This window comes from Rathayibacter sp. VKM Ac-2857 (genome assembly GCF_013205025.1).
Classification (GTDB): Bacteria; Actinomycetota; Actinomycetes; order Actinomycetales; family Microbacteriaceae; genus Rathayibacter.
Window position 1 is genome coordinate 1,126,363 of record NZ_JABMLE010000001.1, and the last position, 14,867, is coordinate 1,141,229.

Sequence of the window (14,867 nt, forward strand, 5' to 3'; positions counted from 1 at the left end):
ACCGACGGCCGCGCGAGGGCGCGCGGCGACCGCCGCGTCGGGTCAGCGCAGGTCGGCGAGGGCGACGGCGACGCCGTCCTCGTGCACGCCGGGGAGGATCGCGGACGCTACTGCGAGTACCTCCGCGGGCGCCTGACCCATCGCCAGGCCGGCGCCGTGCTCGGCGGCCCAGGTGAGCATCTCGATGTCGTTGCGGCCGTCGCCGAGCGCGACCACGTCGCTCCGCTCGATGCCGAGGCGGTCGCGGACCAGCTCGAGCGCGGTCGACTTGTTGACGCCATGGGGGGCGATGTCCAGCCAGGCGGTCCAGCCGATCGCGTAGCTGACCTGGTGCAGGCCCATCCGCTCGACGAGCTCGGTGAACTCCTCGATGCCGGTGCCGGGTGAGATGACGACGACGCGGGTGGACTGCTTGCCCAGCAGCTCCTCGAAAGGCACGTGCACCGTCTCGGCGCCCATCACCGCTCCGCCGGGGAAGGCCTCGGTGTAGGAGAAGGCGCCGTCGGCGTCCTCGACGGCGTAGTGCGCGTCGGGCAGGTGGCGACGGATGGTCTCCAGGACCTCGGTGGGGTCGAAGGTCTCGACGACGTCGGGGCGGTAGCCGCCCTCGGCCTCGGCGTCGCGGCGCAGGGTGACGGCGCCGTTGCAGCAGATGACGAACTCCGGAGCGATGCCCAGGCGCGCCACGACGGGCAGCGTGGTCGACGGCGAGCGGCCGGTGGCGAGCATGACCTCGTCGCCCTGGGCGACCACTCGCGTGATCGCCTCGACGACCGCGTCGGTGATGGTGCCGTCCTCGTGCATGACGGTGCCGTCGATGTCGAGGGCGATGAGGCGGCGACCCGCGCTCATGCGGTGCGGACCGGCTCGAGGACCTCGAGGCCGCCCAGGTGCGGGCGCAGCGCCTCGGGGACGAGCACCGAGCCGTCGGCCTGCTGGTGCGTCTCGAGCAGGGCGACGATCCAGCGGGTCGTCGCCAGCGTGCCGTTCAGGGTCGCGACGGGCGCCGTCTTGCCGGACTCGGTGCGGTAGCGGGTGTCGAGGCGGCGGGCCTGGAACGTGGTGCAGTTCGAGGTCGACGTCAGCTCGCGGTAGGCGTCCTGAGTGGGCACCCAGGCCTCGACGTCGAACTTGCGCGCGGCGCTCTGGCCGAGGTCGCCCGCGGCGACGTCGATGACGCGGTAGTGCAGGCCGAGGCTCTGCAGCACGCCCTCCTGGTGGGCGAGCAGGCGCGCGTGCTCCGCCTCCGCGTCCTCGGGCAGCGTGTAGACGAACATCTCGAGCTTGTTGAACTGGTGCACCCGGATGATGCCGCGGGTGTCGCGCCCGCCCGAGCCGGCCTCGCGGCGGTAGCAGGTACTCCAGCCGGCGTAGCGCATGGGGCCGCCCGCGAGATCCAGGATCTCGTCGGCGTGGTAGCCGGCGAGCGCCACCTCGCTGGTGCCGGTGAGGTAGAGGTCGTCGTCGCGGAGGCGGTACACCTCGTCGTCGTGCTCGCCGAGGAAGCCGGTGCCGTCCATGATCTCGGGGCGCACGAGCGTCGGGGTGATCAGCGGGGTGAAGCCGGCCTCGAGGGCGCGCTCCAGCCCGAGGTTCATCAGCGCGATCTCGAGGCGGGCGACGAGGCCCTTGAGGAAGTAGAAGCGCGCGCCGCTGACCTTCGCGCCGCGCTGCATGTCGATGCCGTCGAGCAGCTCGGCGATCTCGAGGTGGTCGCGGGGCGCGAAGTCGAAGACCGGGCGCTCGCCGACCGTGCGCACGAGCTCGAACTTGTCCTCGCCGCCGGCGGGCACGCCGTCGATGATCGGGTTGGCCAGCCGCTTCACGAGCGAGCCGAAGCGCTCGTCGGCCTCGGCGGCCTCCTGCTGCGCCTGCTTGGCGGCGGCGGCGAGGCGCTGCGCCTCGGCGACCAGGGCCGCCTTCTCGTCCTTCGGCGCCTTCGCGACGGTCTTGCCGAACGCGTTCTGCTCGGCGCGGAGGCGCTCGGCCTCGGTGATCGCCGCCCGGCGGACGCGGTCGGACTCGAGGGCCTCGTCGACGAGCTCGACGGAGTCGCCGCGCGCCTCCTGCGACCGCTTGAGGACGTCCGGGTGCTCGCGCAGAAGTACGGGATCAATCACCCGAGCAGTTTAGACGGGATGCGAAGCGTGCCTGAGGATCAGCCGAGCAGACCGATCCGAGGAGACCGAGGGCTGCGAATGTCATTCTGCGCCAACGACCCGACGTGCGGCGCCGCGGCACCTCTGCACCCGAAGGCGAGGTCCGCGACTCCTCCGACCTCGCCCCTGAGAGGCCTCGCCATGCCCACCCGCCCCCAGACCGTGCGCCTCGAGCGCACCGGACCCGTCGCGCGCCTGGTGCTCGACCGCCCCGACGCACTCAACGCCCTCGATCTCGACACCGCCCTGCAGCTCGTCCGCGCCCTGATCCAGCTGAACGCCGATCCCGACTGCTCCGTCATCGTCGTCGAGGCCGCCGGTCGAGCCTTCTGCACGGGCGGCGACGTCTCGGCGATCATGGGCGCGGACCGGCCCGAGCACTACCTCCGCGACCTGGCCACGACCGCGGGCGAGGCCTTCCGCCTCCTCGGCGAGAGCCGCGCCGTCGTCGTCTGCGCGATCGACGGCGTCACCGCCGGGGCCGGGATCGCCTTCGCGCTCGCGGCCGACATCGTCGTCGCGACCCCGGCCGCCACCTTCGTCAGCGCCTACGGCGACGTCGGGCTCGTCCCGGACTGCGGAGTGACGGCGACCCTGCCCGCGACGATCGGCCGTCGTCGCGCGCTCGACTTCGTCCTCTCGGGCCGCGCCGTCCGGGCCGCCGAGGCGCTCGAGTGGCAGCTCGTCACCGAGGTCGTCCCGCGCGCCGAGCTCGCGAGCCGCGTCGAGGAGCGCGTCCAGGCGCTCGCCGCGCGCCCGCCGCTCGTGTCCGCCGCGGCCAAGCGCCTCCTGAACAGCGAGCCGCTGGACCTGCGCGAGCGGATCGAGGAGGAGACCGACGCCCTCGTCGAGCTCCTCGCGACCGAGCGCACCCGCGCGCTGCTCGACGCGGAGCACGAGCGGCAGGAGCGCCGCCGGAACCGCGGCAGGATCGCGGCGTGATCGCCGCCTGACCGCGGACGGCGCCCCGACCGGGCCGGCGGCGTCAGGATCGGGCCACGAGGCCGGCCAGATCGCGGATCGACGCCGCGCCCGACTGCCGCAGCAGGACCCGGAACTCGGCGTCGAGCACGCCGAGCAGCGCGGCGACCTCGTCGGCACCGCCGACGGCGAGCGCCCACATCAGCGGCCGCCCGACGAAGACCGCGCGCGCACCCAGCGCGAGCGCGGCGAGCACGTGCCGACCCGAGCGCACTCCGCTGTCGACGTAGACCTCGGCGTCGGTGCCGACGGCGGCGACCACCTCGGCGAGCGCCCCGACCGCGGTGATCGAGCCGTCCATCCGCCGGCCGCCGTGGGTCGAGACGACGACACCGGAGGCGCCCGCGTCGACCGCCCGGCGCGCGTCCTCGCCGCGCAGCACGCCCTTCACCAGCACCGGCAGGCCGGTCCGCGAGCGGAGGCGGCCGATGTCGTCGAGCCCGGGATTCGGCACGGGTCGGCCGAGGACGAGCGAGCGCTCCTGCTCCGTCAGGTTGCCCAGCCGCGCCTTGCCGGGGATCTCCGGCCAGCTCAGCGGCTCGATGCCGGGTCGCTCGCCGCGCAGCACCGGCATCTCGACCGTGAGCATCAGCGCGCGGGCGCCGTTCGCCGCGGCCCGCTCGACGAGGGCGTGGGTCACGTCCCGGTCCGCGAGCAGGTAGACCTGGAACCACCACGGCGCACCCGCGGCGGCGATGCTCGCGAAGGGCAGGGCCGTGTTCGTCGAGACGCCCAGGAGGGTGCCCGCGCGCGCGGCCGCCTCCGCCATCGCGATCTCGCCCCGCGGATCCGCGGCGTTCTGCTGCGCCATCGGCGCGACCAGCACCGGGCCGCGGACCGGCGTGCCGAGGACCGTGGTCGTGGTGTCCTCGTCGAGCTCGCCGTTCAGGGCCGCCGGCCGGAAGCGCACGGCGTCCCACGCGGCGAGGTCGGCGTCGCGCTCGGCCCGCCCGCCCGCGACGGCGCCGTAGTAGTCGGCGACGAACCAGGGCAGCGCCTCGCGCGCGCGCTCCTCCAGCTCGGCGACGAGTCGGCTGGTCGGTGCGCTGTCGCCGGACATGGGCGGCCTCCACTTCGAGGGGCGCCGGGGCAGCGCGGGGACGGGCCGGGGAGGCTCCGCCGCGGCTCGACCCTACCCGGGGTGATCGCCCCTCGCGCCGCGATCACCGGGGCGCTCGGGCGCCGCGTCGGCTACGGTGTTCTCTGCGAAGGGGAGTAGTTCCCACCGTCCGCCGAGCGGACGACGAGGCGCGTCGACATGCTGGTCCGGAGAGTCCCGGACCCGGCGCGCCACCCGGATCCTCGCGGAACCGGGCGAACGAGACCTTCGGTCAGTCGACACGTGTCCTGACCGGTCCTCTCGCGCGGGTCGGCCGGGGTGCCGAACCCAGGAGATCCCATGGCGACCACCGCCCGAGACACCCCTTCCTCCCCCACTCCCGTGCAGATCCGGCGCTGGCGGCGCTACCTCGCCGACGAGCTGGCCGAGGCCGCGAGCTACCGCGATCTCGCCGAGCGCCGCACCGGCGAGGAGCGCGAGATCCTGCTCGCCCTGGCCGCCGCCGAGGGCCGGCACGAGGAGCACTGGCGTGAGCTGCTGGGGCCGGCCGCCGAGCCGCAGCCCCGGCCCGACCTGCGCACGCGCCTCCTCGGCTTCCTGACCCGGCAGTTCGGCTCGGTCTTCGTCCTCGCGCTGATCCAGCGCGCCGAGGCCCGCTCGCCCTACGCCGACGACGACGACGCGACGGAGGCGATGGCCGCCGACGAGCGGATCCACGGCGAGGTCGTCCGCGGGCTCGCCGAGCGCGGCCGCAACCGGCTCTCGGGCACCTTCCGCGCCGCGGTGTTCGGCGCGAACGACGGCCTGGTGTCGAACCTGGCCCTCGTCCTCGGCGTCGGCGCGAGCGGCGTCGGCACCGGGGTCGTCCTCTTCACCGGCATCGCCGGACTGCTCGCGGGCGCGCTCTCGATGGGTGCCGGCGAGTTCGTCTCGGTGCGCTCGCAGCGCGAGCTGCTCTCCGCCTCCTCCCCCGACCTCGACACCAACCACGTCGTGCCCGACCTCGACGTCGACGCCAACGAGCTCTCGCTCGTCTACCGCGCTCGCGGGCTCTCGCAGGAGGACGCGGACGCCCGCGCCGCCCGGGTCTTCGCGGGACTGCGGGGTGGCGCGGCACCGACCTCGCCGATCACCATCGGCGGAGTGAAGGCCGACCCGTCGGTCGACGAGTACGAGTCGATCGGCACCGGCATGGGCGCGGCGCTGTCGAGCTTCTGCTTCTTCGCCTCGGGCGCGATCATTCCGGTGCTGCCCTACCTGCTCGGGATGTCGGGGCCGGCCGCGGTGGTCCTCGCGTCCGTCCTCGTCGGCCTGGCCCTGCTGGCCACCGGCGCGATCGTCGGACTGCTCTCGGGCGCGCCGCCCCTCGCGCGCGCCCTGCGCCAGCTCGGCATCGGCTACGGAGCGGCGCTCCTCACCTACCTGCTCGGGCTGCTGTTCGGCGCGTCGGGGGTGTAGCGGGGTCTGCGCCCGCTTCCGTCGGAAGTGCTGACGACAGCGGGTCTCGATACGCCCCTGCAGGGCTACTCGACCAGCATGACGGCGCGCGACGGACTCGGTTCATGCTGATCGAGTAGCGCGCGCAGCGCGCGTATCGAGATCCACCTCCGCCGGAGGTCTCGCCGTCAGAGGGTCGTCGCCTCGGCCTCGGTCTCGACGTCGTCGGAGGGCGCCTGCTTGGAGGGCCGGGCCCGCCAGCGCAGCGCCGCGACGCCCATGGCGAGCAGCAGCGCGAACGGCAGGCTGCCCAGCAGCGGGATCGAGGCGTAGTAGGTGATCTGACGCTGGATCCACTCCGGTGACGGGGTGTCGGAGTCGCCGTAGTAAGACGCGGGCGGCGAGGAGTAGCCGCTGTAGAGCAGCGCGACGCCCAGCACGCTGCCGGCGAGCCCCGCGAGCAGCAGGGCGAGCAGCCAGGGGTTCCGCCAGAGCGGCGCCGAGGGCTCGACGGCGGCCTCGACGCGGCGGGCGGGCGCCTCCTCCCGGGCGGAGGACGGCTCCGCGACGGGGGCCGCATCGAAGTCGGCATCGGAGGGCAGCCGCGCGGACCGCCCGGCGGGCGCGACGACCTCGGCCGCCCTCCGCGAGCGCCGGCTGTCCGCCGCGGTCGCGACCTCGGCGAGCGCCGGCGGCCGCCTGCGGGCGATCCCCTCCGGCGCCGCTCCGGGGCGGGCGAAGACGCGCTCGTCGCCGCGCACCCGGTCCACTCCCCCGGCGAAACCCCGCTGGAAGGCGGGGTCGTACCGCGGATCGACGCGCTCGCGCTCGGCTCCGCCTCGTTCAGTCATCGTCGACCTCCGGTTCGCTGCCGAGGATCCCGCGCAGCCAGTCGCGGGCCTCGATGAACACCTCGTCGTCGTAGCGTCGCACGTACGAGACCGGACGGCGATCCGCACGCGGATACGAGCCGAGGAAGATCACCCGCGGACTGAAGCGACGAAGGCCCAGCAGGGCGTCGGCGACCCGCTCGTCGTGCACGTGGCCGTCGAGGTCGATGACGAAGCGGTAGCGGCCGAGGGCGTCGCCGATCGGCCGCGACTGGATCATGCTCAGGTTCACTCCGCGGGTCGCGAACTGCTCGAGCATGTCGAGCAGCGCGCCGGGGGCGTCGGAGGGCAGCTCGACGATCAGGCTGGTCTTGTCGGCGCCCGTCGGCTCGGGCAGCACCCGCGAGCGCGAGACGTGCACGAAGCGGGTCACCGCGTTCGGGTTGTCGCCGATCCGCTCCGCGAGCACCTCGACGCCGTGGTGGCGGACGATCCCCGGCGGCGCGATGGCGGCCTGCGCGGGCGAGCCGGCGAGCAGGTCGATCGTGGCCTGCACGTTGCTCGACGCGGGCAGGTGCTCGTGGCTCGGGATCGTGCGGTCGAGCCACTCGCGGCACTGGCCGTAGGCGACCGGGTGGGCGGCGACGATCCGCACGTCCTCGAGCCGCGCGCCCGGGCGGCCGACCAGGATGAACGACACCGGCACGAGGTACTCGCCGACGATCCGCACGCCCGGGATCTTGGCCAGCGCGTCCTGCGCGGCGGTCACCCCGCCCTCGACCGAGTTCTCGATCGCGATCACCGCGCCGTCGCTGCGCCCCGAGACGAGGTCGTCGAGCGCCTCGCCGACGTTGCCGACGCTCCGCCAGACGTGCCCGCGCGCCTCGGGCACCTGCGCGAGCGCCGCCTCCGTGAACGTGCCGGAGGGCCCGAGATAGCTGTACGTGCGGGGGGCGGAGTCGGTGTCGGGGACACCGTCGGAGGCGCGGTCGGGCATGGCGGACAGCCTAGCCAGCGCCTGTCCAGCCGGTATCGCGGCCCCGGCGCGACTGCCACTATGGACCCCATGACCGATCGCGCAGGGAAGCCGGCAGAGGCCTCCGATCTCATCGACGTCGAGGCCCTCGTGAGGGCGTACTACGAGAAGAAGCCGGACGTGTCCGACCCCTTGCAGAAGGTGGTCTTCGGCACCTCCGGGCATCGCGGCTCGTCGTTCGACACCGCCTTCAACGAGGACCACATCGCGGCGGTGACGCAGGCGATCGTCGAGTACCGCACGAACGAGGGCATCACCGGGCCGCTCTTCATCGGCGCCGACACCCACGGCCTCTCGCGACCGGCGCTGACGACCGCGCTCGAGGTGCTGGTCGCCAACGAGGTGCGGGTGCTCGTCGACGAGTTCGACGACTTCGTGCCGACCCCGGCGCTCAGCCACGCGATCCTCCGCTACAACAACGACCCGTCGCACACCGACCGGGCCGACGGCATCGTGGTCACCCCCTCGCACAACCCGCCCCGTGACGGCGGCTTCAAGTACAACCCGCCGCACGGCGGCCCCGCCGACTCCGACGCCACCTCGTGGATCGCGAACCGCGCCAACGAGCTGATCGCCGACGGCAACCGCGACGTGAAGTCGGCCGAGCCGAGCGCCGTCGAGACCTACGACTACCGCACCCACTACGTCGCGGACCTGGCGAACATCATCGACCTCGACGCGATCCGCAAGGCGGGCGTGAAGATCGGCGCCGACCCGCTCGGCGGCGCCTCGGTGCACTACTGGCAGCTCATCGCCGAGATGCACGAGCTCGACCTGACGGTCGTCAACGGCGAGGTCGACCCCGCCTGGGGCTTCATGACGCTCGACTGGGACGAGAAGATCCGGATGGACCCGTCCTCCCCCAGCGCGATGGCCTCGGTCGTCGCCCGCGCCGGCGACTTCGACATCCTCACCGGCAACGACGCGGACGCCGACCGCCACGGCATCGTCACGCCCGACGGCGGCCTGATGAACCCCAACCACTACCTCGCGGTCGCGATCGACTACCTCTACCGCCACCGCTCCGGCTGGCGCGAGGACGCGGCGATCGGCAAGACGCTGGTCTCCTCCTCGATCATCGACCGGGTCGCGGAGTCGCTCGGCCGCCGCCTCTGGGAGGTGCCGGTGGGCTTCAAGTGGTTCGTGCCCGGGCTCGTCGACGGCTCGGTCGGCTTCGGCGGCGAGGAGTCGGCGGGGGCGTCGTTCCTCCGCTTCGACGGGACCGTCTGGACGACCGACAAGGACGGCATCCTGCTGGCGCTGCTCGCCTCGGAGATCGTCGCCGTCACGGGCAAGAGCCCGTCGGCGCTGTACCGCGAGCTGACCGAGCAGTTCGGCGACCCGGTCTACGAGCGCGTCGACGCCGTCGCCACCAAGGCGCAGAAGGCGGCGCTGGGCAAGCTCGACGGCGACGCGATCTCGGCGACGACGCTCGCCGGCGAGGAGATCGTCGCGAAGCTCTCGAAGGCCCCCGGCAACGACGCGGCCGTCGGCGGAGTCAAGGTCGTCACCGAGAACGCGTGGTTCGCCGCGCGCCCCTCCGGCACCGAGGACGTCTACAAGATCTACGCCGAGTCCTTCCGCGGCCTCGACCACCTGCACGAGGTGCAGGCCGAGGCCCGCACCATCGTCGACGCCGCCCTGGGCTCCTAGCCCGCACCGCCGCCGAGTCGCCCGAGAAGGCTCGTTCTCCACCCCGGGAACGAGCCTTCTCGGGCGACTCAGTGGGGCCTGTGGACAACTCCGCTCACGGGAGGGCCAGAGGCGCCACCATGGCGCGGTGAGTGGCGACGAGCCGGACGGCGTCTTCAGGGTGGCGGAGGGGAGCGCCGCGGGGCTGTCGCGGGCGCGGATGCGGTCGGCGGAGTACTCGTCGCCGGCCTACGGAATCAGATCGACGGCTCCGGCCGTCACGCTCGCGGATCGCTGCGCGGCGGTGCTGCACCGGCTCGGCGACCACGTCTTCGTCTGCGGGCCGACCGCGGCGCTGCTCTGGGGTGCGCCGCTCGACCGGCGCTGGGAGCAGCGGGTCGTCCTGGACGTCGCCGTCGTCGCACCGGCTCGGGCGCCACATGCGCGTGGTCTCGCGGGTCGCAGTCTCACCGTCGATCGCGAGGTCGATGTCGTGACCGGGAGGAGGGGTGCTCTCACTACTCCGGGCCGCACCTGGTGCGACCTCGGCGCCGTCCTCGAGCTCGCGGACCTCGTGGCTGTCGGCGACGACCTCCTCCACCGACGTCTCCTCACCGAGGAGTCTCTGCGTGCCGCGCTCGACCGGTATCCGGGTCGACGCGGGATCGCGCGTCTGCGTCGAGCCCTCGTGCTGCTCGATGGGCGGGCCGAGTCCCGACCCGAGTCGCAGGTGCGCGTGGCACTGGTGCTCGCGGGCATCACGGGTCTGGAGGCGAACGTCGAGATCCGTGACGAGGCCGGCGCCTTCCTCGGCCGGGTCGACCTCTGCCTCGCTCGGGCCCGTGTGGTCATCGAGTACCACGGCGACTACCACCGCTCCGAGCCCGGCCAGTGGCGGAGAGACGTCGCCCGCGCCCGCCGCCTCCGCGCGGCCGGTTGGACCGTGATCGAGCTCACCGGCGACGACCTCGCCGACCTCGCCTCCGTCGTCGCCCAGGTGCGCGCGGCGCTGCATCACTGACTCGCCCGAGAAGGCTCGTTCTCGGAGTGAAGAACGAGCCTTCTCGGGCGAGTCGGCGGGTGTCGGCTACCAGCGGGGGTGGACCGTGGGGCGGAAGTGGGTGTCGTAGAGGGCGTTGACGGCCTCCATGAAGGCGGGGCCGAGGGGGGCGGCGTCCGCGGCGGTGGCGTTCGCCTTCGCCTGCTCGACGGAGCGGGCGCCGGGGATGACGGCGGTGACGCCGTCCTGCTGGATGATCCAGGCCAGCGCGGCGGCGGCGGGGGCGAGGCCGTGGTCGGCGGCCAGGCGGGAGAACTCCTGCGCGGCCTCGACGCCGGTGGCGAAGTCGACGCCCGAGAAGGTCTCGCCGACGTCGAAGGCGGAGCCGTCACGGTTGTAGTTGCGGTGGTCGTCGGGCGCGAAGGTCGTCTCGGTCGTGTACCGGCCGCTGAGCAGGCCGGACGCGAGCGGGACGCGCGCCAGGATCCCGACGCCGGCCTCGCGGGCCGCCGGCAGCACCGCGTCGAGCGGCTTGAGGCGGAACGCGTTCAGGATGATCTGCACGCTCGCGACGTTCGGCCGCGCGATGGCGGTGAGCGCCTCCTCCGTGCGCTCGACCGAGACGCCGTAGTGCGCGATCGCGCCCTCGTCGACCAGGGTGTCCAGCGCGTCGAAGACGGCGTCGTCGGAGTAGACGGAGGTCGGCGGGCAGTGCAGCTGCACGAGGTCGAGGGTGTCGACGCCGAGGTTCGAGCGTGAGCGGTCGGTCCAGGCGCGGAAGTTGTCCAGCACGTAGTTCGCGGGGATCTGCTCCACGCGGCGGCCCATCTTCGTGGCGACGAAGACCTGGGCGTCGGGGTGGGCGGCGCGCCAGGCGCCGATCGTCCGCTCGCTGCGGCCGTCGCCGTAGACGTCGGCGGTGTCGAAGAGGGTGACGCCCGCCTCCGCCGCGGCGTCGAGGATGGCGAGGGCGTCGCTCTCCGCGACGTCCCCCCAGTCGGCACCGAGCTGCCAGGTTCCGAGGCCGACGACGGAGACGGGCGCACCGGTGCGGCCGAAGATTCGAGTTTCCATGGCTCCACCGTAGGTGCGGCCGGAGGATGCCAGGAGCCCCTTGCGCGTGCCCTACCGTCGGAGCATGAGCCTCGTCGTCCTCGGAAGCGCCAACCTCGATCACGTCCACCGGGTCGCCCGCATCCCCGCGCCCGGCGAGACGGTCCTCGCCCTCGACTCCCGCACCTTCCCGGGCGGCAAGGGGCTCAACCAGGCGGTCGCCGCCGCCCGCACGGTCGCGGGCAGCGCCTTCGTCACGAGCCTCGGCCGCGACGCCGCGGGCGACGAGCTCGCGGGGCTGCTGGCGGAGGAGCCGCTCGAACTGCACGCCCGCCGAGGCGACGAGCGCACCGGCACCGCGCAGATCACGGTGGACGACGCGGGCGAGAACGCGATCGTCGTCGACTCCGGGGCGAACGCCGCCTTCACCGACCTCACCGGGGAGGAGGAGGCGCTGATCGCCGGCGCCTCGGCGCTCCTGCTGCAGCTCGAGATCCCCGTCCCGACCGTGCTGGCGGCGGCGCGGGCCGGCCGCGCGGCGGGGACGACCACGATCCTCAACGCGGCGCCGATCGGCCCGCTCCCCGAGGAGCTGCTCGCCGAGCTGGACGTGCTGATCGTCAACGAGCACGAGGCGCGCGAGCTCGGCGCCGAGCGCGGCATCGCGGCCGAGGACGACACGGCCCTCGCCGTCGCCCTGACCGCGCTCGTCCCGCTCGTGCTGGTCACCCTCGGCTCCGACGGCGTCGTGGTGGCCGTCCGCGACCGCGAGCCGGTGCGCGCGCCGGCGTTCCGCGTCCCCGTGGTCGACACGACCGGCGCCGGCGACACCTTCTGCGGGGTCTTCGCGGCCCGGCTCGCGAGTGGCGGACAGCGGCTGGACGACCCGGCGGCACTCGTCGAGCTCGTCCGCTGGGCGACCGCCGCCGCGGCGATCTCGGTCACCCGGGCCGGTGCGGCGGTCTCGACGCCGACGGCGGCCGAGACGGAGTCGTTCCTCGCCGAGCACGACGCTTAGGGCGCACGGCGCTGAGGGGCGGCGAGCTGAGGGGCGGCGCGCCCCCGCGTCAGTCGACGGAGGCGATCCGGATCGCGACGCGCGCGCGACGACCGGGGTGCTCGCGCCGGCACCACTCGCGCACCGCGGAGCCGACCGCGCGGGCGACGTCGGGCGCCGAGGACTCCGCGGCGACGCAGACCTCCGCGGACACCGACACCTCGTCACCGAGGACGCGCACGAGCACCGGCTCGGCGAAGGTGCCGCCGGAGACCGCGCCGAGCGGTCCGTCCGCGGCGTCGACCGTGGAGGGCGTCAGCGCGCCCGCGGCGTGCGCGAGGACGTCGCGCACCTGGCCGCGCGCCGGGACGAGCATCGCCACTCCGGCGAGGGCGCGGATCTCAGCGGTGAGCACCGCCGCCGCGCCGGGCGCGGGCTCGCCGGGAGCGACCGCGGGCACCAGCACGATCGGGGCGGAGGGACGCGACTCGGACTCGCTCACGACTCCTCCCCTCCCGGCACGTAGACGTCCTCGACGCGCACGTCGATCGTCGAGACGCGCAGCTCGGTCTGGGTGAGCAGCCGGGAGTGGATCCGCTCGCGCACCTGCTGCGCCGCGTCGGCGATCGGGACGCCCCAGAACACCGAGATCGTCACCTCGACCGCGATGTCGGCGCCGGGATCGGCCACGTCGCCCTGCAGCCGGCAGCGGCCGACGAGGACTCCGGAGACGCTGTCGCCGGCCTCGCGGACGATCCCGCGGACCGCGCCCTCGGTGATGGTCAACTCGACGTCGGGGTCGGTGCTCGCGAGCGGGATGTCGCGGCCGGCGCGGGCCTCGCGCCGCACCTGGGTGAGGATCGAGCCGAACCAGTTCTCGGTGGGCGCGGGGAGGTGCGCGGCGTCGTCGTCGATCAGCGCGCCGGAGAGGGCGCGGACGCGCTCGAGGGCGCGCAGCGTGCGGCGGTGCTCCGGCGACTCCTCGATCGCGGGGTCGTAGGGCAGGCGGTCGCGGTCGAGGTAGTCGCTGAGCTCGTCGATGCCGATCGCGTCGCCGGAGTCGGGATCGGAGTCGCGGTCCGAGTCCGAGTCGGCCTCGGCGGCGGGATCGACCAGTGGCACGCTCAGGGGCAGCACGGAGTCCTCACCGGACTCCGGACGACCGGGCGTCTCGTCCGGGGTCATCGCGCCGGCTCCGTCATCGCGCCGACTCCTTCATCGCAGGCCCTCATCGCCAGTCCTCCATCGCCACGACCAGCGACTCCCGTGCTCGAGCGAGCTTGCCGCGGACGGCGGTGGCGGTGATGCCGAGGTGCTCGGCGATCTCACTGTACGACTCGCCGCCGACCTCGCGGAGCAGCCAGCACTGCCGCTGGGTCTCGGGCAGATCGGCCAGCGCCTGGGCGAGGGCGCGCATCGCGTCGCTCTGCTCGACGGACTCGAACGGACCGGGCTCGCGCGCCGGCGGGTGCTCGACGGCGTCGACGTCGTCGACCGGCTTGCGCTGGCGGAGGAGGTCGACGCTGGACCGGCTGACGATCCTCATCATCCAGCTCCGGACGCTCGCGGGCTCCTTCAGCTGCGGGAGCTGCGCCCAGACCGTGATCAGCGCGTTCTGCACCGCGTCGGAGGCGTCGGCCTGCGAGCCGGTCAGCCGCCAGGCGTAGGCGCGGAGGATCGACTGGTGCCGCTTGACGAGCACCTCGAACGCCCGGACGTCGCCCTCGGCGGAGCGCTCGGCGAGCAGTGCATCGCTCGCCGTCTCCAGACCGGGCATGACGCTCCTCAGCGCTCACCGGCGGGAGCCGGATGGACCATCAGGTGACTGTCAGGAAAAACTCCGAACCGCACCGTGACGAACGCCCCTCGGGCTCCGTCTCACTCATGAAAGCACAGCCCGACGGGAAACCCGCCGGACTCCCCGACCCCGGCCGCGCACCACGAGCGGCCGACGACACGCACAGGAGTCACCATGAGCGACAGCACGCGCACCCCCGCCACCCCCACCGCCCCCCGCGTCGACAAGACGTCGGTCGACACCGTCACCAGCCTCGGCGGCAGCACGGTCTCCGGCACGGCCCAGGGCCGCACCGTCATCGACGACGCAGTGATCGCCAAGGTCGCCGGCATCGCCGCGCGCCAGGTGCCCGGCGTCTTCGCCCTCGGCAACAACGCCGCCCGTGCCTTCGGCGCGATCCGGTCCGCCGTCGGCGGCAACGACCACGCCCAGGGCGTCAGCGTCGAGGTCGGCGAGACCCAGGTCGCCGCCGACGTCACCCTCGTCGTCGAGTACCCGGTGCCGATGCAGTCGGTCGCCGACCAGGTCCGCGCCGCGGTCTCCGAGGCCATCACCGAGCTCGTCGGCATGTCGGTCGCCGAGATCAACGTCGCGATCGTCGACGTGCACATCCCCGGCGAGGACAAGGGCGACACCGAGACCGAGAGCCGCGTCCGATGAGCGACCCTCGCACCCCTGCTCCCGCCTCGACGGGCCGCAGCACCACGCTCGGCCTCGTCGTCGGCGCGATCCTCGCCTTCGCCGCCCTGCTCTTCGGCTTCTGGGGCTTCGTCCTCACCGCCGTCTTCATGGCGCTCGGCGTCCTGATCGCGCGGATGCTCGACGGCTCGCTCGACGTGCGCAGCCTCGTGGACGTGTTCCGCGGCCGCACCACCTCGCGCTAG

Annotated in this window: 16 protein-coding genes; 7 read left to right on the plus strand and 9 right to left on the minus strand. The window is 73.8% G+C overall.

Annotated features, from left to right (window positions below; genetic code table 11):
• Positions 1 to 42 precede the first annotated feature (42 nt).
• Both HQQ86_RS05215 and serS read right to left on the minus strand, forming a co-directional pair.
• A complete protein-coding gene (locus HQQ86_RS05215; protein WP_173286975.1) occupies positions 43 to 852 on the minus strand; it encodes an HAD family hydrolase in 810 nt (269 codons plus the stop codon).
• Positions 849 to 2,120: a serine--tRNA ligase gene (serS, locus tag HQQ86_RS05220; protein WP_173286977.1), complete on the minus strand. Its 1,272-nt coding sequence runs from the start codon at positions 2,118 to 2,120 to the stop codon at positions 849 to 851. The genes HQQ86_RS05215 and serS overlap by 4 nt, the downstream gene beginning before the upstream one ends.
• A 180-nt stretch (positions 2,121 to 2,300) precedes the next feature.
• On the opposite strand from serS, the gene HQQ86_RS05225 reads away from it, so the two are divergent.
• Complete coding sequence (locus HQQ86_RS05225) at positions 2,301 to 3,101, plus strand: enoyl-CoA hydratase/isomerase family protein (protein ID WP_173286979.1); 801 nt, start codon at positions 2,301 to 2,303, stop codon at positions 3,099 to 3,101.
• 43 nt (positions 3,102 to 3,144) lie between these two features.
• Here the strand turns inward: HQQ86_RS05225 and HQQ86_RS05230 are convergent, their stop codons facing one another.
• Positions 3,145 to 4,200, minus strand: a complete 1,056-nt coding sequence (locus HQQ86_RS05230; protein WP_173286981.1) for an alpha-hydroxy-acid oxidizing protein — start codon at positions 4,198 to 4,200, stop codon at positions 3,145 to 3,147.
• Positions 4,201 to 4,539: 339 nt separating this feature from the next.
• Here HQQ86_RS05230 and HQQ86_RS05235 point away from each other — a divergent pair, with 339 nt between their 5' ends.
• Positions 4,540 to 5,658 (plus strand): VIT1/CCC1 family protein, encoded by a 1,119-nt coding sequence (locus tag HQQ86_RS05235; RefSeq protein ID WP_173286983.1) that lies wholly within the window; start codon positions 4,540 to 4,542, stop codon positions 5,656 to 5,658.
• Positions 5,659 to 5,825: 167 nt separating this feature from the next.
• Here the strand turns inward: HQQ86_RS05235 and HQQ86_RS05240 are convergent, their stop codons facing one another.
• The gene (locus tag HQQ86_RS05240; protein WP_173286986.1) at positions 5,826 to 6,488 is read right to left on the minus strand and encodes a hypothetical protein; all 663 of its coding nucleotides are present in this window, start codon (positions 6,486 to 6,488) and stop codon (positions 5,826 to 5,828) included.
• Positions 6,481 to 7,464, minus strand: coding sequence for a prephenate dehydratase (gene pheA, locus HQQ86_RS05245; RefSeq protein WP_173286988.1), 984 nt, complete (start codon positions 7,462 to 7,464; stop codon positions 6,481 to 6,483). The genes HQQ86_RS05240 and pheA overlap by 8 nt, the downstream gene beginning before the upstream one ends.
• A 69-nt stretch (positions 7,465 to 7,533) precedes the next feature.
• Here pheA and pgm point away from each other — a divergent pair, with 69 nt between their 5' ends.
• On the plus strand, positions 7,534 to 9,156 hold the full coding sequence (gene pgm, locus HQQ86_RS05250; RefSeq protein ID WP_173286990.1) for a phosphoglucomutase (alpha-D-glucose-1,6-bisphosphate-dependent): 1,623 nt from the start codon (positions 7,534 to 7,536) through the stop codon (positions 9,154 to 9,156).
• A gap of 127 nt (positions 9,157 to 9,283) precedes the next feature.
• Positions 9,284 to 10,156: a DUF559 domain-containing protein gene (locus HQQ86_RS05255; protein WP_173286992.1), complete on the plus strand. Its 873-nt coding sequence runs from the start codon at positions 9,284 to 9,286 to the stop codon at positions 10,154 to 10,156.
• Between the two features lie 66 nt (positions 10,157 to 10,222).
• On the opposite strand, the gene HQQ86_RS05260 is transcribed toward HQQ86_RS05255, so the two are convergent.
• Positions 10,223 to 11,209, minus strand: coding sequence for an aldo/keto reductase (locus tag HQQ86_RS05260; RefSeq protein ID WP_173286993.1), 987 nt, complete (start codon positions 11,207 to 11,209; stop codon positions 10,223 to 10,225).
• Positions 11,210 to 11,273: 64 nt separating this feature from the next.
• On the opposite strand from HQQ86_RS05260, the gene HQQ86_RS05265 reads away from it, so the two are divergent.
• Positions 11,274 to 12,206: a ribokinase gene (locus HQQ86_RS05265; RefSeq protein WP_173286995.1), complete on the plus strand. Its 933-nt coding sequence runs from the start codon at positions 11,274 to 11,276 to the stop codon at positions 12,204 to 12,206.
• Between the two features lie 49 nt (positions 12,207 to 12,255).
• On the opposite strand, the gene HQQ86_RS05270 is transcribed toward HQQ86_RS05265, so the two are convergent.
• The 3 genes from HQQ86_RS05270 to HQQ86_RS05280 are packed head-to-tail and all read right to left on the minus strand — an operon-like array spanning position 12,256 to position 13,962.
• On the minus strand, positions 12,256 to 12,687 hold the full coding sequence (locus tag HQQ86_RS05270; RefSeq protein WP_173286997.1) for a hypothetical protein: 432 nt from the start codon (positions 12,685 to 12,687) through the stop codon (positions 12,256 to 12,258).
• Positions 12,684 to 13,370: an Asp23/Gls24 family envelope stress response protein gene (locus tag HQQ86_RS05275; protein ID WP_173286999.1), complete on the minus strand. Its 687-nt coding sequence runs from the start codon at positions 13,368 to 13,370 to the stop codon at positions 12,684 to 12,686. The genes HQQ86_RS05270 and HQQ86_RS05275 overlap by 4 nt, the downstream gene beginning before the upstream one ends.
• Before the next feature lie 43 nt (positions 13,371 to 13,413).
• Positions 13,414 to 13,962 (minus strand): RNA polymerase sigma factor, encoded by a 549-nt coding sequence (locus HQQ86_RS05280; protein WP_173287001.1) that lies wholly within the window; start codon positions 13,960 to 13,962, stop codon positions 13,414 to 13,416.
• A 195-nt stretch (positions 13,963 to 14,157) separates the two neighbouring features.
• Between HQQ86_RS05280 and HQQ86_RS05285 the strand changes: the two genes are divergently transcribed.
• Together HQQ86_RS05285 and HQQ86_RS05290 are read left to right on the plus strand one after the other, a co-directional pair.
• Positions 14,158 to 14,643: an Asp23/Gls24 family envelope stress response protein gene (locus HQQ86_RS05285; RefSeq protein ID WP_173287003.1), complete on the plus strand. Its 486-nt coding sequence runs from the start codon at positions 14,158 to 14,160 to the stop codon at positions 14,641 to 14,643.
• Positions 14,640 to 14,867 carry a DUF2273 domain-containing protein gene (locus HQQ86_RS05290; protein WP_173287005.1) on the plus strand — a complete coding sequence of 76 codons (228 nt, stop codon included), beginning with the start codon at positions 14,640 to 14,642 and terminating at the stop codon, positions 14,865 to 14,867. The genes HQQ86_RS05285 and HQQ86_RS05290 overlap by 4 nt, the downstream gene beginning before the upstream one ends.